The sequence below is a fragment of the Ancylobacter sp. genome (assembly GCF_965279025.1).
GTDB lineage: Bacteria > Pseudomonadota > Alphaproteobacteria > Rhizobiales > Xanthobacteraceae > Ancylobacter.
The window spans coordinates 4,745,840-4,770,070 of record NZ_OZ257132.1 but is presented as its reverse complement, the minus strand read 5'-3'; the positions used below and the strand labels follow the sequence as shown (position 1 = coordinate 4,770,070).

Sequence of the window (24,231 nt, the reverse complement as noted above, 5' to 3'; positions counted from 1 at the left end):
CGGGCATAGCCCGACCACCTCAGGATGACGTAGCTCTATCAGATCGTCGTCATCCTAAGGTGCGAGCGCAGCGAGCCTCTAAGGATGCCAAAGCCGAGCCTCGCCTATGACCGCCCGCGGTTTCATCATCGCCGCGCCGCGTTCGGGGTCGGGCAAGACCACGGTGACGCTCGGTGTCGCGGCGGCGCTGCGGGCGCGCGGGGTGCGGGTGCGGGCGGTGAAATCCGGGCCGGACTATATCGACCCCGCCTTCCACGCCGCCGCCACCGGCCGCCCGGGGCTGAACCTCGACAGCTTCGCAATGCCGCCCGCCCTGATCGATGCGCTGGCGGCGGAAGCCGCGGCGGAGGCCGACCTCGTGCTTATTGAGGCGTCGATGGGCCTATTCGACGGCATTGAGGGAGAGCCCGGGCGCAGCGGCGCGGCGGCCGACCTCGCCGCCCGGCTCGGCCTGCCGGTGGTGCTGGTGCTCGACATTTCCGGCCAGTCTCAATCCGCCGCCGCCGTGGTGCGGGGATTCGCCTCGCATGACCCGCGCGTGCGGATCACCGGGGTGATCCTCAACCAGGTCGCCAGCGAGCGGCATAGGGCGCAGGCGAGCGCGGCCATCGCCCAGGTGGGGATCCAGATATTGGGCAGCCTGCCGCGCGATGGGGCGGTGCGCCTGCCGGAGCGGCATCTCGGCCTCGTGCAGGCCGGCGAGCATCCCGCGCTGGCGGCGCAGCTCGCGGCGCTGGCCGAGCGGGCGGAAAAGCACATCGACCTCGCCGCCCTGGTGGCGCTGGGGGCGCCGATGCCCTCATCCGGCCCGGCACCGGTGGCGCTGGCCCCGCCCGGCCAGCGGATCGCGCTGGCGCAGGATGTCGCCTTTTCCTTCGCCTATGAGCATCTTGTCGCCGGCTGGCGGCGGGCGGGGGCGGAAATCCTGCCCTTCTCGCCGCTGGCCGACGAGGCGCCCGATGACGCAGCGGATGCCTGCTGGCTGCCGGGCGGCTACCCGGAACTGCATGGCGGCACGCTCGCCGGCGCCGCGCGCTTTCTCGACGGCGTGCGGCGATTTGCCCGCACCCGGCCGGTGCACGGCGAATGCGGGGGCTTCATGGTGCTGGGGCAGTCCATCGAGGATGCGCAGGGCACGGCCTATCCCATGCTCGGCCTGCTCTCCCACGCGACCAGCTTCGCCAAGCGGCGGCTCAATCTCGGCTATCGCCGGGCGGTGACGCTGCACGCTTCCCCGCTGGGGCCGGTGGGGACAAGGCTGCGCGGCCACGAGTTCCATTATGCAAGCGTCACACACGCCGGCGACGATGCGCCGCTGGTCGAGCTGAGCGATGGTCAGGGTAAGGGGATGGGGCCCTCGGGAAGCCGCCGGGAGCGCGTCTCTGGAACCTTCTTCCACATCATCGCCACGGACGACCAACCCAGCGGAGCAGACCTATGACCGCCTCTCGCCGCCTTCTCGTCTTCCTGGCCGGGCTCATGGGCGCGGCCGGCGTGGCCGCAGCAGCGGCGGGAGCGCATGTGAACGGCGACCCGAACCTCACCACGGCGGCGACCTTCCTGATGCTCGGCGCGGCGGCGGTGATCGGCGGTTGCGCGCTGGCGGCGCTGCGCGGGCCGGGCTGGTCCTTCGCCGGCATCGGCGCCGGGATCATCGCCTTGGGCACCCTGCTGTTCAGCGGTGCGCTAGCGACGCGGGCGCTCTGGGACATCGTTCTTTTTCCTATGGCCGCGCCGGCCGGCGGGACTATGCTCATCCTTGGATGGCTGGTGCTCGCCCTGGCCGCCTTTGAACGGGAAATCCGCGCCGGCTGAACTTGGCCAAAAGGTTGCATCCGGCAAAGGTGAAACGAACAGGCGGCGCCTGCGCGCTCCACACGGTGGAAGCGGGCGCCACGGGAGCAAAGCTGCACATGTCAGTCGAGGTCGTAGAAAAGATGCTGGACACGCCGGAGATGCCCGCCCGCCCGACCTCTGCCGCGCAGGGCGACGAGGTCGCCAAGTTTCGCGCGGCCGTGATCTCCAAGCTCACCTATGCGGTGGGCAAGAATCCGGCAGCCGCGAGCGATCGCGACTGGTTCCTCGCCACCGCCTTCGCCACCCGCGACCGCATCGTCGATCGCTGGATCACCTCCACGCGCCAGACCTATTCGGAAGGCCGCAAGCGGGTTTACTATCTCTCACTGGAATTCCTCATCGGCCGGCTGCTGTTCGACGCGCTGACCAATATCGAGATGCTGGAGACGGCACGCTCGGCGCTGGGCGATCTCGGCGTGGATCTTGACCGGCTGCGGCAGGTGGAGCCGGACGCGGCGCTGGGCAATGGCGGCCTCGGCCGTCTCGCCGCCTGTTTCATGGACAGCATGGCGACGCTCTCCATCGCTGCCTATGGCTACGGCATCCGCTACGAGAACGGCCTGTTCCGCCAGATGATCAAGAATGGCTGGCAGCAGGAGTTCCCCGAAGACTGGCTGTCCTTCGGCAATCCCTGGGAGTTCGAGCGCCCCGAGGTCTATTACGACATCGGCTTCGGCGGCTCGGTCGAGGCGATCGCCGTGGGCGGCGACCGCCGCAAGCAGGTCTGGCACCCCGCCGAGACGGTGGAGGCGGTGGCCTATGACACCCCCATCGTCGGCTGGCGCGGGCGCCATGTGAACACGCTGCGGCTGTGGTCGGCCCGCGCGGCCGACCCGATCCGCCTCGACGCCTTCAACCAGGGCGACCATGTCGGCGCGCTGGTGAACCAGGTGAAGGCCGAAGCGATCTCCAAGGTGCTCTACCCCTCCGACGCCACTCCGGCGGGGCAGGAGCTGCGGCTGCGGCAGGAATATTTCTTCACCGCCGCCTCGCTGTTCGACCTTATCCGCCGCCACGTCGACAGCTTCGGCGATGTGCGCTCGCTGCCCGACAAGGTGGCGATCCAGCTCAACGACACCCACCCCGCCATCGCCGTCGCCGAATTGATGCGGGTGCTGGTGGACGAGAACGACATCGAGTGGGACGAGGCGTTCGACATCACCGTGCGCACCATCTCCTACACCAACCACACGCTGCTGCCGGAGGCGCTGGAGACCTGGCCGGTGCCGCTGATGGAGCGGGTGCTGCCGCGCCACATGCAGATCATCTACCAGCTCAACGCCAAGCATCTGGAGCGGGTGCGCACCGAATTTCCCGGCGACGACGCGCTGCTCGGCTCGGTCTCGCTGATCCAGGAGGATCACGGCCGGCGGGTGCGCATGGGCAACCTCGCTTTCCTCGGCTCGCACTCCATCAACGGCGTCGCGGCGCTGCACAGCGACCTGATGACGACGACGGTGTTCAAGGATTTCTACCGCCTCTTCCCGGAGCGGATGAACAACAAGACCAACGGCATCACCTTCCGCCGCTGGCTGTATCAGGCCAATCCCGGCCTCACCAACCTGCTGGTCGACGTGTGCGGCCCGGCCGTGCTGGACGATGCCTCGCAGCTCACCAAGCTCGAGGCCCTGGCCGGCGATTCCGCCCTGCAGGACCGCTTCATGGCGGTGCGCCGGCAGAACAAGGTGGCGCTGGCCCGCCTCATCCGCGACCGGCTCGACATCAAGGTCAATCCCGGCGCGCTGTTCGACGTGCAGATCAAGCGCATCCACGAGTACAAGCGCCAGCTGCTCAACGTGCTGGAGACCATCGCGCTTTATGACGCGATGCGCGCCAACCCGGCCAAGAACTGGGCGCCGCGGGTGAAGATCTTTTCCGGCAAGGCGGCGGCGAGCTACCAGATGGCCAAGCTCATCATAAAGCTGGCCAACGACGTGGCCCGCGTGGTGAACGACGACCCGACCGTGCGCGACCTGCTGAAGGTGGTGTTCCTGCCCAACTACAATGTCAGCCTAGCCGAGGTGGTGATCCCGGCGGCGGACCTGTCGGAGCAGATCTCCACCGCCGGCATGGAGGCGTCCGGCACCGGCAACATGAAGATGGCGCTCAACGGCGCGCTCACCATCGGCACGCTCGACGGCGCCAATGTCGAGATCAAGGAGCATGTCGGCGACGACAATATCTTCATCTTCGGCCTGACCGCCGCCGAGGTCGAGCAGCGCCGGGCCGCCGGCGTCGACGAGGCCGGCGCGATCCGCAACTCGCATCATCTGGGCGAGGTGCTGGACGCGGTCGGCTCCGGGGTGTTCTCGCCCGACGAGCCGGACCGCTTCAAGCCGCTGGTCGATGCGCTGCGCTACCACGACTACTTCCTGGTGACGACCGACTTCGACGCCTATTGGGACGCCCAGCGCCAGGTGGATGCGCGCTGGAACGACCGCGCGGCGTGGTGGAAGTCGAGCATTATCAACACCGCCAATATGGGCTGGTTCTCGTCCGACCGGACCATTTCGGAATACGCCAAGGACATCTGGAACGTTCCGGTGCGCACGGGCCGCTGACGCCGTCCTGCCGTCGACCCCGTGCCGGCACGCGCCGGCGCGGGGCCGGCGGCTCGCCGTTAACCTGATGTTGCGTCAGGCGGATAGGACGTGTGGACTTTGTGCTGGCGGTAGAGGAACCTTCACTGCGCGCGGGGCTTGTTCCCGGTGTTTCGGCTCAGGAAGGGTTACGCAGTGATGCATGTGTGGCAGGCACCCGGACGGGAGGTCGACGCTCTCGTCGCAGGCCGCCATCCCGACCCGTTTTCCCTGCTCGGTCCGCACGAATCGGAGGACGGGCTCGTCCTTCGCGCCTTCGTGCCTCATGCGGAGACACTGGAGGCGATCGAGCCCGACGGCACGGCGATCGCCATGCTGGCCCGCCGCGACGACGCCGGCTTCTTCGAGGGATTGGTGCCCGGCCGTCCGGCTTGGGCGCGCTACCGCCTGCGCGCCCGCAATACGGCCAGCGAGTGGGAGGTCGACGACCCTTATTCCTTCCGCCCCGTGCTGGGCCCGCTCGACGATTATCTCCTCGTCGAGGGCACCCACCGCACGCTCTATGAGCGGCTCGGCGCGCATCCCGATTGCCATGAGGGAATCGACGGCGTGCGTTTCGCCGTCTGGGCGCCGAATGCTTCGCGCGTTTCCGTGGTCGGCGATTTCAACCAGTGGGATGGCCGCCGCCACCAGATGCGCAAGCGCGTCGATAGCGGGCTGTGGGAGATCTTCGCCCCCGGCGTCGGCGAGGGGACCATCTACAAATATGAAATCGTCGCGGCCGACGGGCGCCTGCTGCCGCTGAAGGCGGACCCGTTCGGCTTTGCCGGCGAGTTCCGCCCGGCAACCGGCTCGGTGGTGGCGCGAACGGACAATTTCGAGTGGCACGATGAAGCCCACATCGCCGCGCGGGCGCAAGGCGAGGCGCGGCGCAAGCCGATGACCACCTATGAGGTGCATCTCGGCTCCTGGCGTCGCGGCGAGGACAACCGCTTCCTCACCTATGACGAACTGGCCGACCAGCTGCTGCCCTATCTCGAATGGATGGGCTTCACCCATGTCGAGCTGCTGCCGATTTCCGAGCACCCGCTGGACGCCTCCTGGGGCTACCAGCCGATCGGGCTTTTCGCCCCGACCAGCCGCTTCGGCGACCCGGCCGGCTTTGCCCGCTTTGTCGACCGGGCGCATCAGGCCGGGCTGTCAGTGATCCTCGACTGGGTGCCGGCGCACTTCCCCACAGATATTCACGGGCTGGCGCATTTCGACGGCGGCCCGCTCTATGAGCACCCCGACCCGCAGCGCGGCTTCCACCCGGACTGGAATACGGCGATCTACGACTTCGGCCGGCGTGAAGTCGCCAATATGCTGATCGCCAACGCGCTGTACTGGCTCGACCGCTTCCATGTCGACGGGCTGCGCGTCGATGCGGTGGCCTCGATGCTCTATCTCGATTATTCGCGCAAGCATGGGGAATGGTCGCCGAACCCAGACGGGTCGAACGACAACAAGGACGCAGTGTCGTTCCTGCGCCGCGCCAATGAGATCATCTATGCCGAGCATCCCGGCACAGTGGTCATCGCCGAGGAATCCACCTCCTGGGCCGGCGTCTCGCAGCCGGTCTTCGCCGGCGGGCTGGGCTTCGGCTTCAAGTGGAACATGGGGTGGATGCACGACACGCTCGACTATCTGTCGACCGAGCCGATCTACCGACCCTGGCACCACAACAAGGTGACGTTCGGCTTCACCTATCTCTACTCGGAGAATTTCGTGCTGCCGATCTCGCATGACGAGGTCGTGCACGGGAAGGGCACCGTGCTCACCCGCATGCCGGGCGACGACTGGCAGCGCTTCGCCAATATGCGCGCGGGCTACGGCATGATGTGGGCCTATCCCGGCAAGAAGCTGCTGTTCATGGGCCAGGAATTCGCCCAGCGCGGCGAATGGAGTGAGGAGCGCTCGCTCGACTGGCACCTGGTCGGCATGGGGCCGTATCATCGCGGGATGCAGCTGCTGGTGCGCGACCTGAACAACATGTACCGCGATACGCCCGCCCTGCATGCGCGCGACTGCGAGCCGGAGGGCTTCAGCTGGATCGTGGTCGACGACGCGAGCCAGTCGGTGTTCGCCTGGGCCCGCTATGGCGACGCCGACGACGCGCCCGTGGTGATGGTGGCGAACCTCACCCCCGTGCCGCGCGCGCACTATCGCCTCGGCCTGCCGCGCTCCGGTCGCTGGCGCGAAATACTGAACACCGATGCCGACCTCTATGGAGGTTCAGGCATCGGCAATCTCGGCTCGGTGACGGCGGGCGACGAACCCGCGCACGGGCTGCCGGCCAGCGCCGAGGTCACTCTCCCCCCGCTCGCCACGCTTTATCTGAAATGGGAACCGGAACGTCGCCTTGAGACGGGCGGCGAACCGCAACTGATCCAATCCTGAGGGAGATGACGCCACATGGCACGGCCGACGATGCAGAATGCTCCACTGGCCCGCTCCGCGATGGCCTATGTTCTCGCTGGCGGCCGCGGCAGCCGCCTGATGGAGTTGACCGATCGCCGCGCGAAACCGGCCGTCTATTTCGGCGGCAAGTCGCGGATCATCGATTTCACCCTGTCCAATGCCATCAATTCCGGCATTCGCCGCATCGGCGTCGCGACACAGTATCAGGCGCACAGCCTGATCCGGCACATGCAGCGCGGCTGGAACTTCCTGCGCCACGAGCGTAATGAGAGCTTTGACGTGCTTCCCGCCAGCCAGCGCGTCTCCGAGACTATGTGGTATCTAGGGACAGCAGATGCGGTGTATCAGAACCTCGACATTATCGAGGCCTATGACACCCGCCACATCATCATCCTGGCGGGTGATCACGTCTACAAGCAGGACTACGAGATCATGCTCCAGCAGCATGTCGACACGGGTGCCGACGTGACTGTGGGTTGCCTCGAAGTGGCGCGGGAGGAGGCGAGCGCCTTCGGCGTTATGCATGTCGACGAGAAGGACCGCATCATCTCCTTCCTCGAAAAGCCCAAGGACCCGCCGGCCATGCCGGGCCGGCCGGACAAGGCGCTGGCCTCGATGGGCATTTATGTCTTCGAGACCAAGTTCCTCATCGACCAGCTGCGCCGGGATGCCGCGGACCCCTTGTCGACGCATGATTTCGGCAAGGACATCATCCCCTATATCGTCAAGCACGGCACCGCCTCGGCGCACCATTTCTCGCGCTCCTGCGTGCGCTCCGACCAGGAGACGGCGCCCTATTGGCGGGATGTGGGAACGGTGGACGCCTATTGGGAAGCCAATATCGACCTCACCGGCGTGGTGCCCGAGCTTGACCTCTATGACCGCGACTGGCCGATCTGGACCTATGCCGAGATCACCCCGCCCGCCAAGTTCGTGCATGATGACGAGGGCCGCCGCGGGCTGGCGACGTCCTCGCTGGTGTCCGGCGGATGCATCATCTCCGGCTCGTCGCTGCGTCGGGCGCTGCTGTTCACCGGTGTGCGGATCAATTCCTACGGGGCGATCGAGAATGGCGTGATCCTGCCCTATGTGGAGATCGGCCGTTCGGCGCGGCTGAAGAATGTGGTGATCGATTCCCATGTCCGCATTCCCGACGGGCTGGTGGTCGGCGAGGATCCGGAGCTGGACGCCAAGCGCTTCCGACGGACGGAAAAAGGCATCTGCCTGATCACCCAGACCATGATCGACAAGCTGGCGCTCTAAGCGCCGGCCGAGCCTTCCATCGCAGCAACGTCGAGACTCGGAAGTGGGCGTGTCATCCTTCAAGGTTCTTTCCGTCGTCTCGGAGGTCTTCCCGCTGGTGAAGACGGGCGGCCTCGCCGATGTCGCGGGCGCGCTGCCGGCGGCGCTGGCGCGCCACGGCGTGGAGGTGCGCACCCTCGTCCCCGGCTATCCCGCAGTCATGGCGGCGTTGCGGGAGCCCGAGCCGGCGCACCGTTTCGACGATCTGTTCGGCGGGCCGGCCACGCTGGTCTCCGGCAAGGCCGGCGGGCTCGAACTTTTCGTCATCGACGCGCCCCATCTCTATGACCGCCCCGGCGGGCCCTATATGGGTCCGAACGGGGTGGACTGGGACGACAATGCCCGGCGCTTCGCGGCGTTGGGCGCGGTGGCCTCGGGGGTGGGGCTTGGCCTGTTGCCGGGCTTCGTGCCGGATATCGTCCACGCCCATGACTGGCAGGCGGGCCTTGCGCCGGCCTATCTGCACTATGCGGGAACGCGGCGCCCCGGCACGGTGATGACCATTCACAACATCGCCTTCCAGGGGCAGTTTCCCGCCCATGAATTCGGCATGCTGGGCCTGCCGGCCTATGCCTTCGGGCTGGATGGCGTCGAATATTACGGCATGGTCGGCTATCTCAAGGCCGGCCTCCAGCTCGCTGACCGCATCACCACGGTCTCGCCCGGCTATGCCGGCGAAATCCTCCAGCCCGAGGCCGGCATGGGGCTCGACGGGCTGCTGAACGCCCGCAGCAACGTTCTGTCCGGCATATTGAACGGCCTGGACGAGGCCGGCTGGAATCCGGCGGCGGACGCGCTGATCGCCAAGCCGTTCGACGTCAAGACGCTGAAGGCGCGTTCGGCCAATACGGTGGCGCTAAAGCAGGCCTTCGGGCTTGACCCGAACCCCGGCGCGCTGCTGTTCGGCGTGGTCAGCCGCCTGTCCTGGCAGAAGGGGCTGGATTTGCTCGCCGACAGCCTCGACACGCTGCTGGGCCTAGGCGCGCAGCTGGTGCTGCTCGGGGCGGGGGATGCCGATCTCGCCGGGCGATTCGCGCTGGCGGCCCATTTGCATCCGGGCCGCATCGGCGTGCAGCTCGGCTATGACGAGGGCGTGGCGCACCGCATCCAGGCGGGATCGGACGTGCTGATCGTACCCTCGCGTTTCGAGCCCTGCGGCCTCACCCAACTTTCGGCGCTGCGCTATGGCGCGTTGCCGCTGGTGGCGCGGGTCGGCGGCCTCGCCGACACGGTGATCGACGTCAACGAGATGGCGCGCGCCGCCGGGGTGGGCACCGGCATCCAGTTCTCCCCGGTCACCGCGCCGGCTCTCCAGCTCGCCCTCAAGCGCGTCGCCGGCCTGTGGCAGGACAAGCCGCTGTGGCAGAAGCTGCAGCGCAACGCCATGTCCACCAACGTTTCCTGGGAACGGGCGGCGCGGCAATATGACGTGCTGTTCCGTGCGCTGGCAGCGGAGCGTGCGGGGTGAGCGACCACACCGTTTCGTCCGGAAGTCCCGAGCCGCTCGGCGTCAGCGCCGACCCGCGCGGGGTGAATGTGGCGGTGTTCTCCGCCCATGCCACCCGTATCGAGTTCTGCCTGTTCGATACCGACGGTGTGGTGGAGGTCGCCCGCATCGCCCTGCCGGAGCGCACCGGCGATGTGTTCCACGGCCATATTGCCGACGTGCCGGCGGGGGCGCGCTATGGCCTGCGCGCGGCGGGGCCATGGGCGCCGCAGGAAGGGCACCGATTCAACCCCGCCAAGCTGCTGGTCGACCCGTATGCCAGCCGGCTCGACCGGCCGTTCCGGCTCGACGCGGCGATGTTCGACACCCGCGCCAGCGGCGCCGAGCGCGACGAGACCGACAGCGCTTTTGCCACGCCGAAGGCGCTCATCCAGCCGGGAGAAGGCGCTGCGCCGGTGGCGCGCCTGCCTTTCCGCTGGGACCGGCAGGTGCTCTATGAGCTGCATGTGCGCGGTTTCACCATGCGCCACGACGCCATTCCGCCCGAGCTGCGCGGCACCTTCGCCGGGCTGGCGCAGCCGGCGGCGCTGGACCATCTCGTCCGGCTCGCGGTCACCACGGTCGAGCTGATGCCGTCCATGGCGTGGATCGACGAGCGGCATCTGCCGCCGCTCGGGCTGACCAATTACTGGGGTTACAACCCCGTGGTGTTCGGCGCCCCGGATCCGCGCCTCGCACCCGGCGGCTTCGAGGAGATCGCCGCCACCATCGCCGCCCTGCACGAGGCGGGAATCGGCGTCGTGCTCGACGTGGTGCTGAACCATTCCGGCGAGAGCGACGCGCTGGGGCCGACGCTGAGCCTGCGCGGGCTCGACAATGCGACCTATTACCGCCACGCCGCCAACGATCCCTCGCGGCTGATCAACGATGCTGGCACCGGCAACACGCTGGCGCTGGAGCGGGCGCCCGTGCTGCGGCTGGGCATGGACGCGCTGCGGCGCTGGGCCTCTTGCGGGCTTGACGGCTTCCGCTTCGACCTTGCCGCCACGCTGGGGCGCCGGCCGGAGGGCTTCGACCCGGACGCGCCGTTCCTCGCGGCAATGCAGCAGGACCCGGCGCTGCGGGACCTCGCGCTGATCGCCGAGCCCTGGGACATCGGCCCCGGCGGCTATCAGGTCGGCCAGTTTCCGCCCGGCTGGGGCGAGTGGAACGACCGCTTCCGGGACACGGCGCGGCACTTCTGGCGCGGCGATGCCGGGGTGGCGGGGGAACTGGCGACGCGGCTTGCCGGCTCGTCCGACATCTTCGCCGGGCGCCGCCGGCCGCTGTCGCGCGGCATCAATTTCGTCACCGCGCATGACGGCTTCACGCTGGCCGATCTCGTCGCCTTCGCCGCCAAGCGCAATGAGAGCAATGGCGAGAACAACCGCGACGGCACCGACAATAATGTGAGCTGGAACCACGGCGTCGAGGGCTGGACCGACGATCCCGCCATCAACGCCGCCCGGCGCAGCGATGCGCGCGCGCTGCTGGCGACGCTGCTGGTGGCGCGCGGCACGCCGATGCTGACCATGGGCGACGAGTGCGGGCGCTCGCAGGCCGGCAACAACAACGCCTATGCGCAGGACAATGAGCTGACCTGGCTCGACTGGTCGAAGACTGATGCCGAGCTGGCCGATTTCACCGCGCGGCTGGTGGAACTGCGGCTCGCCCATCGCGCCTTGCGCGGCGAGGCGCCGCTGACCGGACGGCCGATCGACGGCAGCGGCATTCCCGATGTCGACTGGCGTGATCCCGCCGGTGGCGCGGTGCGCTGGAACGACGGGGCCACCCGCGCGCTGGTGGCGGTGTTCTACGCGCCCGCGAGGGGCGGGGAGAGCGCCGACCGCGTGGCGGTTGCGCTCAACGCCTCGGATGCGGCGCAGGCGCTGGTTCTGCCCGAGCCGCGCGACGGCCATGCGTGGCGGGTGGCGGCGGACACCGCGCTCCCGGAGATTGTCGCCGGCGAGGCAACAGAAGTGGCGCCGCGCGCGGTGCTAATTTTGGTGGAAGAGGCTTCGATAACCGCGCTGCGCCGGCCCGCTGCGCCGGAATTGCTGGAGACGCTCTCCGCCGCCGCCGGCATTGACGGCCAGTGGTTCGACGCCACCGGCAAGGCGCAGAAGGTGAGCGACGACACCAAGCGTACGCTGCTCGCCGCGCTGGACCTGCCGGCCGGCACCCATGGCGAAGTGCGCGACAGCCTCGCCCGTCTCTCCGCCCAGCATTTCGACCGCGACATTCCCTTCGCCGCCGTGCTGCGACAGGGCGTGGCGCCGCTGCTGACCCTGGCCGGAGCGGTGGCGGATTCGCCGCGCCGGCTGGACGTGCATCTGCGGCTTGAGGACGGGCAGGAGATCGATCTCGCCGTGCGGCCCGAGGACGGTTCGCGGGCCCAGGTGGAACGGCCGGACGGCCGCCGGTCGCAGCTTCGCGACATTGCGCTACCGGAGCTGCCGCTGGGGCGGCATGTGCTGCGCCTCGGCGACACCGAATGCCGCCTCACCGTGGCGCCGGCGGCAAGCTATCTGCCGGCGGATATCGAGGCGGGGGGGCGGCTGTTCGGCATCGGCACGCATCTCTACACGCTGCGCCGGAGCACGGCGGACCAGGGCATTGGCGATTTCTCCGCGCTCGGCGAACTCGGGGCGCGCGCGGCGCAGGCCGGGGGGAGGGTGCTGGGCCTCAACCCGCTGCACGCGCTGTTTCCCGATGACCGCGGGCGTACCAGCCCCTATTCGCCCTCCGACCGGCGCTTTGTCGATCCGATCTATATCGACGTCGCGGCGCTGGGCGCCGATCTCGCCGGATTCAGCGCGGTCTCGGGCGCGGCGGCGGTGGACTATCCCGCCGTATGGGAGGCGAAAGCGGCGGCGCTGCGTGCCGCCTTCGCGGCGTTCGAGCGGGCGCCGGACAGCGATTTCGAGCTGTTCATCGCCGAGGGTGGCGAAACCTTGCGGCGTTTCGCGCAGTTCCAGGCCATTGCTGCTGCCTATCCACGCACCAATTGGCGCGACTGGCCGGAGGGGCTGAGCGAGGCCGGCAGCGCCGCGGTGGAGGCCTTCGGCCAGGCGTGTGAGGGCGAACTGCGCTTCGCGCTCTGGCAGCAATGGGTCGCCGACCGGCAGTTTGCCGGCGCGGCGGAAAAGGCGCGGCAGGCGGGGCTCTCGCTCGGCCTCTACCGCGACCTTGCGGTGGGCACGACGCCGGACGGGGCAGAGGCCTGGGCCGAGGCTGCCATGCTGATGGCCGGCGTTACCATCGGCGCGCCCCCCGATCCGCTGGGGCCGGAGGGCCAGAACTGGCATTTGCCGCCCTTCGATCCGCTCGCGCTGCGGCGCGACGGCTATCGCAGCTATGCCGGGCTGGTGCGGGCCAATATGCGCCATGCCGGCGCGCTGCGGATCGACCATGTCATGGGGCTGCGCCGGCTGTTCCTGATTCCGCAGGGCGCCAGCGGCGCGGACGGCGCCTATCTGGCCATGCCGTTCGACGCACTTGCCGCGCAGGTGGCGCTGGAGAGCACCCGCGCGTCGTGCCTCGTGGTCGGCGAAGACCTTGGCACCGTGCCCTTCGGCATGCGCGACCAGCTCAACGATGAGCGGATGCTGTCTTATCGCGTGCTGTGGTTCGAGCAGAAGGCTGGCGCCTTCATTGCACCCGCGGATTATCCGGCACTGGCGGCTGCCTGCGTCTCGACGCACGACCTGCCGACCCTGGCGGGCTGGTGGACGGCCACCGATCTTCAGGAGCGTTACGCGCTGGGGCTGCTGGACGCCGACGGCTATGCCGCGTCGCTTGCCGAGCGCGCCGCCGAGCGGGAGCGGCTGGGTGAGACACTGTTGCAGGAAGGTCTGATCGCTGCACTGCCTGCGGCGGACGCGCCGCTGGATGACAAGGCGCTGGCGGCGGTGCATGGCTTTGTCGCCCGCACGCGTGCCGCGCTGGCACTGGCGCAGCTCGATGATCTCGCCGGCGAAACCGTCGCGGTGAACCTTCCCGGCACCGACCGTGAGCGGCCGAACTGGCGGCGCCGGCTGTCGCACCCCATCGACGAAGTGATGGACAGCCTGCGCGCCAGAGCCGCGCTCGCCGCAATGTCGGGCGAGCGCGGCACGTAGCCGTGCGTGCTTACGGCGTCGCGGGCGCGGGGGTGGCGGGCGCCGGCGTGGTCGGAGCGGGTTCGGCGGGCGGCGTGCTGGGCTGCACCGCAGGGTCGTTCGGCGGGGGCATCGTGACCTCCGGCGCGGGCGGCGGGGGCGTGATCGGGTCGGCCGCCGGGGGAACCGTCGGGCTCGCCGCTGGCGGCGTGGGGCTTTCGGTCGGCTGGGGCGTCGTTCGTCCGGAATACTGGACGGCGGCGTAGGCGGCGATCACGAGAACGATCGCGGCCAGGATCAGCATCATATTGCGGCTCATTTAAACGCGTCTCCGGCTTGGTGCCCTTAGGCAGGTCCGTGGCGGAAATTCGCGCGAGGGCCGGTCCGGTACGCCGGACGCAGTAAAACGGCCCGCCACGCGGATTTACCATTGTCGCAACGTCACTATTGGACGAAAGTTCCGGTGCCACTCTGCCGCAGGGCAGCAGGGGTCAATCCGAACCGCGTCAACGCGGCCGCAAACCCGTCGCCAAGACGGCCAGAAGGGAGGGAAGACCATGCCGCACACTGACTTCGACGTCGTCACTCTTTCGCCTTCCACTGTGCGTGTGATGCACCGTGTCGCTCACCACATCTATGAATTCGCACTGGTGGATGACGGCTATGGCCGGCGCGTCGTCAGTCGCGGGCCGCAGATCACCTTCGGGCGCGGCGAAATCTCCGCTCTTGAACTGTTGAGCGCCGCTGAACAGGTGGCCGCCGCCACCGCGCGCCACACCGGCATGATTGACTGACGCGCGTGGCGGCCTGTCCGCCACGGTTTAACCCTGATGCGCTTCGGACCCGCTGCGCGCGGGTGTTGCCCGGTCGCGCGTCTGTGCGGGCCATAGGCACGGGCACTGGTGTCCTTTGTCCAATCATGTATATGAGGGAATACATGTATATGAGTGGATATATCTATCCGGAGCCCAGCCATGCCGTCTCGCCGCCAGTTTGCCCGCCATCTCACAGCGGCGCTCGCCCTTGCCGGGCTCTTCGCGGGCATTGTGCCGAGCCCGCTTCGGGCTGAGCAAGCGCCCACGGTGTTTGCCGCCGCCAGCCTGACCAACGCCTTCCAGGACATCGGCAAGTTGTACAGGGAGAAGACCGGCAAGGACGTCGTGTTCTCGTTCGCCGCCTCCTCGGCGCTCGCCAAGCAGCTGGAGGCCGGCGCGCCGGCGGCGATCTTCGCCTCCGCCGATACCAAATGGATGGACTATGCCGACGGCAAGGATCTGACGCTGAAGGCCACCCGCGTCACCCCCATCGGCAACAGCCTCGTGCTCATCATGCCGGCGGACACGGCGAAGGACGTGACCCTCGACGCCTCCTTCGACTGGCTCGGCTTCCTCGGTGCCGATGGCCGGATCGTCACCGGTCTCACCGACAGCGTGCCGGCTGGCATCTATGCCAAGACGGCGCTCACCAGCCTGGGCGCCTGGGACAAGGTGAGGGCGCGCATTGTCGGCACTGAGAGCGTGCGGGCCGCGCTGGCGCTGGTGGAGCGCGGCGAGGCGGCGGCGGGCATCGTCTATTCCACCGATGCGGCCATCGCCAGCAACGTGAAGGTTGTCGCCACCTTCCCGGCGGACAGTCACCCGCCGGTGGAATATCCGCTCGAGATCGTGAAGGGGCAGGACAACCCGGCCACGCTGGCGTTTTTCGAGTTCCTCACCGGGCCGGCCGCCAAGGCGGTTTATGCAAAGTACGGGTTTGTGGTGAAGTGAGCGTCTACCGCGGTAGCAGCCGCCGGCAAGCCGGCTGCGTGCTTCGAGGCCGGCTTGCCGGCCGGCACCTCGGCATGATGCCGGGTGTCGTAAAGTGAGAGCCACGTCATCCTGAGGTTGCTCGCTTAGCGAGCGTCCAAGGATGTTCGATCAGGTGCCGGACAAATGCTTACCCCCGAGGAATGGACCGCCGTCGCCCTGAGCCTGAAGGTGGCGTTCTGGGCGACCTTCTGGAGCCTGCCGGTGGCCGTTCTGACCGCCTTCGTGCTGGCGCGGGCGCGGTTTCCCGGCAAGAGCGTGCTCGACGGTCTCGTCTACCTGCCGCTTGTCCTGCCCAAGGTGGTGGTCGGCTATCTGCTGCTGCTCACCCTGGGCGGGCGCGGCTTCATCGGCCAGTATCTAGATGCCTGGTTCGGCATCAAGCTGATCTTCACCACGGCAGGGGCGACGGTGGCGGCGGCGGTGGTGAGCTTCCCGCTCACCGTCAACGCCATCCGCCTGGCGCTGGAGGCGGTTGATCGCGGGCTGGAGACGGCGGCACGCACGCTCGGCGCCACCAGGCTCGATGTGTTCTTCTCGGTAACGCTGCCGCTGATGCTGCCCGGCATCCTTTCCGGCGCGCTGCTGGCCATTGCCTCGGCGCTGGGCGAGTTCGGCGCCACCATCACCTTCGTCTCCAATGTCGAAGGCGAAACCCGCACCATCCCGCTTGCCATCTACAGTGCCACCCATATGCCGGATGGCGACGCCATGGCGCTGCGGCTGACGCTGGTCTCCGTCGTGCTGGCGCTCGGTTCGCTGATGCTCGCCGGCCTTGTCGACCGGCGCATTCGCCTGATGATCGGGCGGGTGTGAGTATGATCGAGGTCGACCTCCAGCTCGCCCGGCCCGGCGGGTTCGCGCTGGACTGCGGCTTTGCCGTGCCCGCCACCGGCGTCACCGCGCTGTTCGGCCGCTCGGGGGCGGGCAAGACCACCGTCATTCAGGCGGTGGCCGGCGTGGTGCGGCCCGATGCCGGGCGCATCGCGATCGCCGACGAGGTGTTCTTCGACTCCGCCCGGGGCATCGACCTGCCAATCGAGGCGCGTCGCGTGGGCTATGTGTTTCAGGATGCCCGCCTGTTCCCGCATCTCTCGGTCGAGCGCAATCTGCGCTATGGCGAGCGCCGCAGCCGAGCGGTCGAGCGGCCGATCCGCTTCGACGCGGTGGTGGACCTGCTGGGAATCCACGCTCTGCTGGGCCGCCGGCCGCACACGCTGTCGGGCGGCGAGCGCCAGCGCGTCGCCATCGGCCGGGCGCTGCTCGCCCAGCCGCGGCTGCTGCTGATGGACGAGCCGCTGGCGGCGCTGGATGGCGCGCGCAAGGCGGAAATCCTGCCCTATCTGGAGCGGCTGCGCGACGAGACGGGCCTGCCCATCCTCTATGTCAGCCATTCGCTCGACGAGGTGCTGCGGCTTGCGGACACGCTGGTGGTTCTGCACGAAGGCCGGCAGGTCGCGGCGGGGCCGGTGGCGCAGGTGATGTCGCTGCCGGACATGCTGCAGGTGGTCGGGCGCTTCGACCTCGGCACGCTGCTGGACTGCGTGGTGTCCCGGCACGACGCCGGTTTCGCGCTCTCCAGCCTTGCCTTCGCCGGCGGCGAACTGCGCGTGCCGCAGGTGGCGCGGCCGGTCGGGGCGAAGGTGCGGGCAAGGGTGCGCGCGCGCGACGTCGCCATCGCGCTGGCGCGGCCGGACGATGTGTCGGTCTCCAACCTCCTGCCCGCCGTCATCGAAGACATCCGCCTTCAGGACGGGCCCTATGCCGACATCGGGCTTCGGGTGGGCGAGGGGCGCCTCGCCGCCATGGTGACCCGCGAGAGCGTGGCGCGGCTCGAACTGAGGCCGGGGCGTGCGGTGTGGGCGATGGTCAAGTCCGTGGCGGTGGACGGAAGCAGCCCGGATTTCCTCGCGCCCGGCGAGATCACGGCGCCTGAATGATCGGCGGCACGCCGGGACCGACCGCCTGCTCGTCGCGCACGAAGCCGATGGCCGCCAGGACCACCAGGGCAAGCACCAGCGCGATCAGCACAAGCCGCACCGGAGTCGAGCGCCGGCCGATGACGCCGATGGCGATCAGCAGGAGAAGAATGAGAATGACGAGAATGATGGTCTGCATGCTAGCCCCGGATGCGGAAAAGCCCTCCTACCGATAATCCCGCCGGGGCCCGACGGTTCCGCGCTACCCCTCCGACGGTGGGTCGGCCGGCACGTTCGCTGGCTCTTCCAGTGGCGCCAGGGCGGCGCGGATTTCCTGCGTCGCGCTGAGGGTGACCTCGGCGCTCGTCCGCTCAATGTCGCGATAGAGCGCGATCAGCCGCGCGCCGAACGGGGTGAGGTCGGTGCCGTGGCCGCGCCGGCCGGGGTGGGTTTGCACCACCGGCTGTCGGAAGGTGCGACCGATCTCGTCGACCAGCAGCCAGGCGCGGCGGTAGCTCATATTCATCGCGCGGGCGGCTGCCAGAATGGAGCGCTCGGTGCGGATGGTCTCCAGCAGATCGATCATGCCCGGGCCGAGATGGCGGCCGTCGCCGAAATAGACGCGGATGAACAGCCCGTCGCGCGGGTTGCGGGCAGCCGGCTCGTCCGCATCCTCGATCTTCTTGCGTACCATGCGCGCCTCTTGCCCCACCTGCTAAGCTAAGGGAAGAGGCGCGCGGCTGGAACCCGTCGGGCAGCCCGTAGCCTCAGGCTGTGCGCAGCTTCGGCCGGCGGCGGCCAATGGCGAGGTCGAGCAGTACCATCACCACCAGCGACGCCCCCACCAGTGGGAAGATGACGCCAACCACCGCCATGATGGCGATCAGCCCCCACATGACCCCCGCGCTGGTGGGCGCGGGCGGGATGCCGAGCGAGCCGGCCGGGCGGCGCTTCCACCACATCACCCCGGCCGACACCGCCATGAGGATGATGGCGAGGCAGACGGCCAGCAGGAAGAGCTGGTTGGCCAGGCCGAACTCCTGTCCCATGTGAAAATTGATGCCCCATTCCATCGCCTTGGCCGCCGGGCCGTAATCGGCATAGGAGAGGTCGATCAGCGGCGCGCCGGTGTACTGGTCGAGATGCACCACCCGCTGCTTGGCGAGTTCGTCGGGGTAGACGCTGGCGGAATAGACGCCGGTGGCCCCGCCTGGCAGGCTGAGCGTATAGCCGGGCGCTACGCCGAGTTTCTCGACGATGGCCGCCGCCTGGTCCACCGTGATGGGTGCGCTCGCGACCGGCGTCGATTCCGGCATCTTTGCCTGTTCCAGCGACCAGGTGGTGGGGCCGTTGGCGTGGGCGAGATGCTCGTCCGACATCGGCACGTTCACATAGAGGCCGGAGGGGTAGCCGTAATTGGAGCTGTTCGCCCACTCATTGACCTTCTCGCCCCACACCAGCGACCATGGCATGCCCGACAGCGACATGAAGGCGATGACGATGCCGGCAAAGGCGCCGGTCACGGCGTGCACATCGCGCCAGAAGATTCGCTTGCGCGGTGTGCCCCGCACGCTCACCACGCCGCCCGCCTGCTTGCGCGGCCACCAGAGATAGAAGCCGGTGGCGACCAGCAGGATCGACCAGCCGCCGACGATCTCGATGATGCCATTGGCGACGGTGCCGAATTCGGCAAGGCTGTGCAGCCGGCGCATCAGCCACATGATGGTGCCGCGATCGGGTAATTCGCCGAGCACGCGGGAATCATAGGGGTCGACATAGATCGAGCGGCGCTCGCCATCGGCGGTCTTGATCACCACTTCGGCCGAGGCGGTGGGCTCCACCGGCGCGATGAATTTCAGCGCCGTGCCCGGCCGCGAAGCGAGCGCGGCATCGATCCAGGCGCTGGGCGCATTGAGCGGGGTGGCGCGGGCTTCCACCACCTTGAGCTGGTGGTGCCAGAGATTGTCGATGCCTTCGCGGAAGAGATAGAGCCCGCCGGTGACCGACAGCAGGATCAGGAACGGCAGCACCAGCAGGCCGGCATAGAAATGCCAGCGCCACACGGCGCGGTAGAGATTGGCGGCGCGCTCTTCGGAAGGGCGCTCCCGGTCGGGAGACAAAGTTGTGGCGTTCATCGGAAAGGTCCGGAAAAGGAGGGCGACAGCACGCGCCGAGACGGGTCGTCACGCGGGACGGCCGGCCTCAAGACGCGCAGCGGGGGCGATGAGTTGGCGGAGATCCGTCCGCCGCGATCAGTTGGCGGGGGTGCCGTGGTCGTGGCTGTGGGCGTCAGGCCCAGCATTAGCGGCGCCCTTCGGGCCGCCCATGCCCTCGATCTTGAAGCTGACATCCACCGTGCCGGCCTTGGCGAAGGTGAGCGTGCCCTTGAAGCTCTCGCCTTCCTTCAGCGGCTGCTTGAGGTCCATCAGCATCAGGTGGAATCCACCCGGCGCCAGCTTGACCGTGCTGTCGGCAGGAATTTCCACCCCGTCCGGGAGCATGCGCATGGTCATGACCCCATCCTTCACGGACATTTCGTGGATCTCGACGCGGCCCGCGACCTCGGCGGTGACGGCGACGAGGCGGTCCGATTCCTTGCCCTCGTTCTCGATGGCGAGATAGCCGCCGCCGACCTTGGCGCCAGCCGGCGTCATGCGCGCCCAGGGGTGCGCGATTTCGAGCTGGCCGATCTTGTACTCATGGGCGAAGGCCGGCTGGATGGCGAAGAGGCCGAGAGCGGCGGCGACGATGACGAAGCCGACGCGGTCCTCGGTGCGGCGCAGCGCGCGGCGCAGGATGGAGCGGATCATGTGAGTTTCTCCCGGGGTGCCGGCAGGACGCTGGAGCAGCGTGGCCGGCGTTTCGACTGACGATTGCGGAAAGGCGCAGGCGTCAGGCGAGGGGAGGGGCGCGAGCGTGGCGGGTGGAGCGCTCGGCCGCGGGGGCGAGGCGGGAGGCGTGCGGCGGCGTCTCGCGGCTTTGAAGCCGGGAGACGGGCAGAGCCGTCGCTGCCGCCACCGGCGGGGGCAGAGCGGCGCCGGGCGCGGTCTGGCAGCCGGTGGTGCAGCAATCGGGGGTATGGCGGGCCGGATCGCCGGGGGCGGCGGGGTCGGCATGCGAGCCGAGGCAGAGGGTTTGGCCGAAGGCATCCACGGCGACGGCGCCGGCCGCGTGGGCGCCGCTGGCAATACCGCCCAGCAGTGCCTGCAGCACCAGCACATAGGCGACCGCGAGCACCAGCGCCAACCGGCGCAGCGTAGCGCCGGCCGGGCGAGCTTCCTCGGTCATCAAGGCGGTGGCGGACACAGCAGCTCCCTTAATCGCGCTATAACACAGGCGCGGAGAGCCGGGAACAGCGGCACGCCGCCGCTGCCCCGCGTGGCTGGTCGGCCGGGTGATCAGTCCGTGGCGGCGCCGGGGCCGGCGAGCGCGCCGGGCGGGCTCTTGCCCAGGATGATCATGCCCAGCACCTCGTCCTTGGTGACGTCGGAGGTGCGGGCAGTGCCCACCAGCTTGCCGTTCTTCATGACGCTGACCCGGTCGGCGAGGTCGAACACGTCGTGAATGTCGTGGCTGATGAGGAAGATGGCGATGCCCTCGGCCTTCAGCTGCTTGATCAGCTCGGCCACCTGCGCCGTTTCCTGCGGGCCGAGCGCGGCGGTGGGCTCGTCCATGATCAGGATCTTGGCGTTGAAATGGATGGCGCGGGCGATGGCGACCGACTGGCGCTGGCCGCCGGAAAGGCCGCGCACCGGCTCCTTGAACTTGCGGAAGTTCGGGTTGAGCCGGCCCATCACCTCGCGCGTCGCCGCCTCCATGGCGACGTCGTCGAGCGTGCCCCACGGGGTCATCAACTCGCGGCCGAGGAAGAGGTTGGCGGCGGCGTCCACATTGTCGGCCAGCGCCAGCGTCTGGTAGATCGTCTCGATTCCGTAGCGCTTGGCATCGCGCGGGTTGGCGATGTCGGCCTTGTCGCCGTTGATGCGGATCTCGCCGGCATCCGGCTTGTAGGCACCGGCGAGGATCTTGATCAGCGTCGACTTGCCGGCACCGTTATGGCCGAGCAGGGCGACGACCTCGCCGGGATAAAGGTCGACCGAGACGTCGTCGACGGCGCGGATGCCGCCGAAGGAAATGCAGATGTCGCGCATCTGCACGGCCGGCGTGCCGTCGATGTGCGAGGCGCCCGGGGCGGCGACGGGGGACGTGATGGCGTTCATGTCGCGCTCCTCACTTGATCCGCTTGCGGTAGACCGTGTCGATCCACACGGCGAAGACCAGAACGATGCCGACCACGATGTTCTGGTACGGCGTGTCGACGCGCATCAGCACCATGCCCGACTGCAGGCTCTGCATCACCAATGCGCCGACCATGGCGCCGGCAATGGTGCCCGCGCCGCCCGACAGCGAGGTGCCGCCGATAACCGCCGCGGCGATGACATAGAGCTCGTCCAGCGTGCCCTGCGCATTGGTCGCCGAGTTGAGGCGGGCGGTGGAAATGGCGGCGCCGATGGCGGCGAGCGCGCCCATCAGCGCGAACACCGCCAGCGTCACCCGCTTGGTGTTGATGCCGGCGAGATCGGCAGCTTCCGGATTGCCGCCGATGGCGAAGACATAGCGGCCGAAGCGGGTGCGGGTGGTGACAAAGGTCATCACGATGCCGACCGCCAGCGCCAAAAGCACCGGGATCGCGTAGCCGAAGCTGATCGCGATGCCTTCCGGCGGCACGGTGATGCCGGCGGCCTCGGCGTAGCGGCGGGCGAGCACGGGGGGCAAGGTGTAGGCATTGACCACCAGCGTGGCGCCGACGACGGCGAGGCACCCGGCGACCACCAGAACGAACTCGGCCCAGATCGGCTTCAGCGGAAAGTGGAAGCGCTGGCGCTGCCGGCGGGCCTGCACGGCGGCGAAGGCAATGGCGAGGCAGGCGATGGCGGCGATCACCCAGCTCCACGTCGCGCCGATCGAGCCATTGGCGCCGCCGCCGAGCAGCTTGAAATTATCGTCGACGAGCGGGATCGTCTTGCCTTCGGCCACCGCCCAGGCGGCGCCGCGCCACACCAGCAGGCCGCCCAGCGTGACGATGAAGGCCGGCACGCCGAGATAGGCGATGACGAAGCCATGCAGCGCGCCGATGGCGGCCCCGATGGCGATGCCGGCGGCGAGGGTGAGGACGATCACCGCCGGGTGGTTGAAGCCGAAGGTCGGCAGCAGATAGGTGACCTGGAACACCGCCATGATCATGCCGGTGACGCCGAGGATCGAGCCGACCGACAGGTCGATGTGGCGCATCACGATCACCAGCACCATGCCGGTGGACATGACGGCAATGGACGAGCTCTGGACCGACAGGTTCCAGAGGTTGCGCGGCGTCAGGAAGGTGCCGTCGGCGAGGAAGTCGAACACCACCCAGATGACCGCGAGGGCGCCGAGCATGCCGAGGAAGCGGACGTCGATTTCCAAGGCGCCCACGAAGGAGGTGGGCGCGGCGGCGGGGGCGGAAGATGGCGTGCCTTGCGGCCGCGCCGCAGGGATCGGCGTGCGGGTGGTCGTGGTGTCGGTCATGAGCGTCCTCTCCCCGCCGCGCGCGTTGGTGCGCGCGGTGTCGCGTGGGCTGGCGGCGGGGTTTGTCCCGCCGCGCAGTGGCTACCGGATCAATCGCACGCCTTGACCGCGCCGGGCTTCACGCCCTGGCAGACGGTGGCCTTCGGCACCCAGCCGGCTTCGATGATCACGTTCAGATTGTCCTTGGTGATCGGCACCGGGGTGAGGAAGGTCGAGTTCATCGGCACCTTCTTCGGGCCATCGGTGAAGGTCGTGGTGCCCTTCACCGCCTTGGGATCCGTGCCCTTGGCGAGATCGAGGGCGATTTCCGCCGCGCGCTTGCCGAGTTCGCGCGAATCCTTCCACACCGACACGGTTTGGGTGCCGAGCGCGATGCGGTTCAGCGCCGCGAAGTCGGCATCCTGGCCGGACACCGGCACCGAGCCGGCGAGACCCTGGGCGGACAGCGCGGCGATGGCGCCGCCGGCCGTGCCGTCATTGGAGGCGACGACGGCGTCGACCTTGTTGTTGTTGGCGGTCAGGAACTGCTCGGCATTGCGCTGGGCATTGGCCGGCAGCCAGCTGTCGGAATAGGCCTCGCCGACATTCTTGATGTCGCCCTTGTCGATGGCGGCCTTCAGGGTCTCCATCTGGCCGGAGAACAGGAAGTCCGCGTTCGGGTCGGCGGCCGAGCCCTTGATGAAGATGTAATTGCCCTTCGGCTTGATCTTCATCACTTCGGCGGCCTGGATGCGGCCGACTTCTTTGTTGTCGAAGGTGATGTAGTAGGCATAGGGATTCTCGATCAGCCGGTCATAACCGACCACCGGGATGCCTTCGCTCTGCGCCTTGGCGATCGCCGGGGCGATGGCGTCGGAATCCTGCGCCAGGATGATGAGCGAGGTGGCGCCCTGTGCGATCAGCGCCTCGACGTCGGAAAGCTGCTTGGAGGCCGAGGACTGGGCGTCGGCCGAGATGTACTTGGCGCCTGCGGCGGCGAGGGCCTTCTTGATCGCGGCTTCGTCGGTCTTCCAGCGCTCTTCCTGGAAGTTCGACCAGCTCACGCCGACCACGGGCTGCTGGGCGCGGGCGACGCCCATCGCCATGACGGTGGTGAGCGCTACGGCGGAAATCGTCAGTTTCAGATTCATGCTTTCCTCCCAAAGGGGTGCAAAAGACAGTTGCCATCCGGCTGAGCGCGCCGGACGGGGAGCGCAT

The 24,231-nt window shown here is 68.4% G+C and carries 20 protein-coding genes; 12 read left to right on the top strand and 8 right to left on the bottom strand.

The window, feature by feature from the left end:
- Positions 1 to 106: 106 nt before the first annotated feature.
- The 12 genes from ACQY76_RS22220 (at position 107) to modC (ending at position 17,490) form a co-directional block, all read left to right on the top strand.
- On the top strand, positions 107 to 1,441 hold the full coding sequence (locus ACQY76_RS22220; RefSeq protein ID WP_428030851.1) for a cobyrinate a,c-diamide synthase: 1,335 nt from the start codon (positions 107 to 109) through the stop codon (positions 1,439 to 1,441).
- Positions 1,438 to 1,815 carry a DUF423 domain-containing protein gene (locus ACQY76_RS22215; protein WP_428030850.1) on the top strand — a complete coding sequence of 126 codons (378 nt, stop codon included), beginning with the start codon at positions 1,438 to 1,440 and terminating at the stop codon, positions 1,813 to 1,815. Before ACQY76_RS22220 ends, ACQY76_RS22215 begins: the two co-directional genes overlap by 4 nt.
- A gap of 98 nt (positions 1,816 to 1,913) precedes the next feature.
- A complete protein-coding gene (locus ACQY76_RS22210; protein ID WP_428030849.1) occupies positions 1,914 to 4,418 on the top strand; it encodes a glycogen/starch/alpha-glucan phosphorylase in 2,505 nt (834 codons plus the stop codon).
- A 177-nt stretch (positions 4,419 to 4,595) separates the two neighbouring features.
- Positions 4,596 to 6,836, top strand: coding sequence for a 1,4-alpha-glucan branching protein GlgB (glgB, locus tag ACQY76_RS22205; RefSeq protein WP_428030848.1), 2,241 nt, complete (start codon positions 4,596 to 4,598; stop codon positions 6,834 to 6,836).
- A 15-nt stretch (positions 6,837 to 6,851) separates the two neighbouring features.
- Positions 6,852 to 8,120, top strand: coding sequence for a glucose-1-phosphate adenylyltransferase (glgC, locus tag ACQY76_RS22200; protein ID WP_428030847.1), 1,269 nt, complete (start codon positions 6,852 to 6,854; stop codon positions 8,118 to 8,120).
- A 49-nt stretch (positions 8,121 to 8,169) separates the two neighbouring features.
- Positions 8,170 to 9,627, top strand: a complete 1,458-nt coding sequence (gene glgA / locus ACQY76_RS22195; RefSeq protein ID WP_428030846.1) for a glycogen synthase GlgA — start codon at positions 8,170 to 8,172, stop codon at positions 9,625 to 9,627.
- Positions 9,624 to 13,766 (top strand): glycogen debranching protein GlgX, encoded by a 4,143-nt coding sequence (gene glgX, locus ACQY76_RS22190; protein WP_428030845.1) that lies wholly within the window; start codon positions 9,624 to 9,626, stop codon positions 13,764 to 13,766. Before glgA ends, glgX begins: the two co-directional genes overlap by 4 nt.
- A 2-nt stretch (positions 13,767 to 13,768) precedes the next feature.
- Positions 13,769 to 14,011, top strand: a complete 243-nt coding sequence (locus ACQY76_RS22185) for a hypothetical protein (protein ID WP_428030844.1) — start codon at positions 13,769 to 13,771, stop codon at positions 14,009 to 14,011.
- A gap of 291 nt (positions 14,012 to 14,302) precedes the next feature.
- Positions 14,303 to 14,539 carry a hypothetical protein gene (locus ACQY76_RS22180; RefSeq protein WP_428030843.1) on the top strand — a complete coding sequence of 79 codons (237 nt, stop codon included), beginning with the start codon at positions 14,303 to 14,305 and terminating at the stop codon, positions 14,537 to 14,539.
- 180 nt (positions 14,540 to 14,719) lie between these two features.
- Entirely contained in the window at positions 14,720 to 15,511 is a 792-nt protein-coding gene (gene modA, locus ACQY76_RS22175) for a molybdate ABC transporter substrate-binding protein (protein WP_428030842.1), read from the top strand.
- 165 nt (positions 15,512 to 15,676) lie between these two features.
- On the top strand, positions 15,677 to 16,366 hold the full coding sequence (modB, locus tag ACQY76_RS22170) for a molybdate ABC transporter permease subunit (protein ID WP_428030841.1): 690 nt from the start codon (positions 15,677 to 15,679) through the stop codon (positions 16,364 to 16,366).
- A gap of 2 nt (positions 16,367 to 16,368) precedes the next feature.
- Complete coding sequence (modC, locus tag ACQY76_RS22165) at positions 16,369 to 17,490, top strand: molybdenum ABC transporter ATP-binding protein (RefSeq protein ID WP_428030840.1); 1,122 nt, start codon at positions 16,369 to 16,371, stop codon at positions 17,488 to 17,490.
- Here the strand turns inward: modC and ACQY76_RS22160 are convergent.
- The 8 genes from ACQY76_RS22160 to xylF all read right to left on the bottom strand — a co-directional run bounded on the left by ACQY76_RS22160 (position 17,474) and on the right by xylF (position 24,119).
- On the bottom strand, positions 17,474 to 17,668 hold the full coding sequence (locus ACQY76_RS22160; protein ID WP_428030839.1) for a hypothetical protein: 195 nt from the start codon (positions 17,666 to 17,668) through the stop codon (positions 17,474 to 17,476). The two genes, modC and ACQY76_RS22160, sit on opposite strands and share 17 nt — an antisense overlap.
- A 63-nt stretch (positions 17,669 to 17,731) precedes the next feature.
- On the bottom strand, positions 17,732 to 18,163 hold the full coding sequence (locus ACQY76_RS22155; RefSeq protein ID WP_428030838.1) for a winged helix-turn-helix domain-containing protein: 432 nt from the start codon (positions 18,161 to 18,163) through the stop codon (positions 17,732 to 17,734).
- A 73-nt stretch (positions 18,164 to 18,236) separates the two neighbouring features.
- On the bottom strand, positions 18,237 to 19,604 hold the full coding sequence (locus tag ACQY76_RS22150; RefSeq protein ID WP_428030837.1) for a PepSY-associated TM helix domain-containing protein: 1,368 nt from the start codon (positions 19,602 to 19,604) through the stop codon (positions 18,237 to 18,239).
- A 117-nt stretch (positions 19,605 to 19,721) separates the two neighbouring features.
- The gene (locus tag ACQY76_RS22145; RefSeq protein WP_428030836.1) at positions 19,722 to 20,279 is read right to left on the bottom strand and encodes a copper chaperone PCu(A)C; all 558 of its coding nucleotides are present in this window, start codon (positions 20,277 to 20,279) and stop codon (positions 19,722 to 19,724) included.
- 82 nt (positions 20,280 to 20,361) lie between these two features.
- Complete coding sequence (locus ACQY76_RS22140) at positions 20,362 to 20,775, bottom strand: hypothetical protein (protein WP_428030835.1); 414 nt, start codon at positions 20,773 to 20,775, stop codon at positions 20,362 to 20,364.
- Between the two features lie 92 nt (positions 20,776 to 20,867).
- On the bottom strand, positions 20,868 to 21,689 hold the full coding sequence (locus ACQY76_RS22135) for an ATP-binding cassette domain-containing protein (protein ID WP_428030834.1): 822 nt from the start codon (positions 21,687 to 21,689) through the stop codon (positions 20,868 to 20,870).
- 10 nt (positions 21,690 to 21,699) lie between these two features.
- The gene (locus ACQY76_RS22130) at positions 21,700 to 23,034 is read right to left on the bottom strand and encodes a sugar ABC transporter permease (RefSeq protein WP_428030833.1); all 1,335 of its coding nucleotides are present in this window, start codon (positions 23,032 to 23,034) and stop codon (positions 21,700 to 21,702) included.
- 89 nt (positions 23,035 to 23,123) lie between these two features.
- On the bottom strand, positions 23,124 to 24,119 hold the full coding sequence (gene xylF / locus ACQY76_RS22125) for a D-xylose ABC transporter substrate-binding protein (RefSeq protein WP_428033082.1): 996 nt from the start codon (positions 24,117 to 24,119) through the stop codon (positions 23,124 to 23,126).
- Between the last annotated feature and the right edge of the window lie 112 nt (positions 24,120 to 24,231).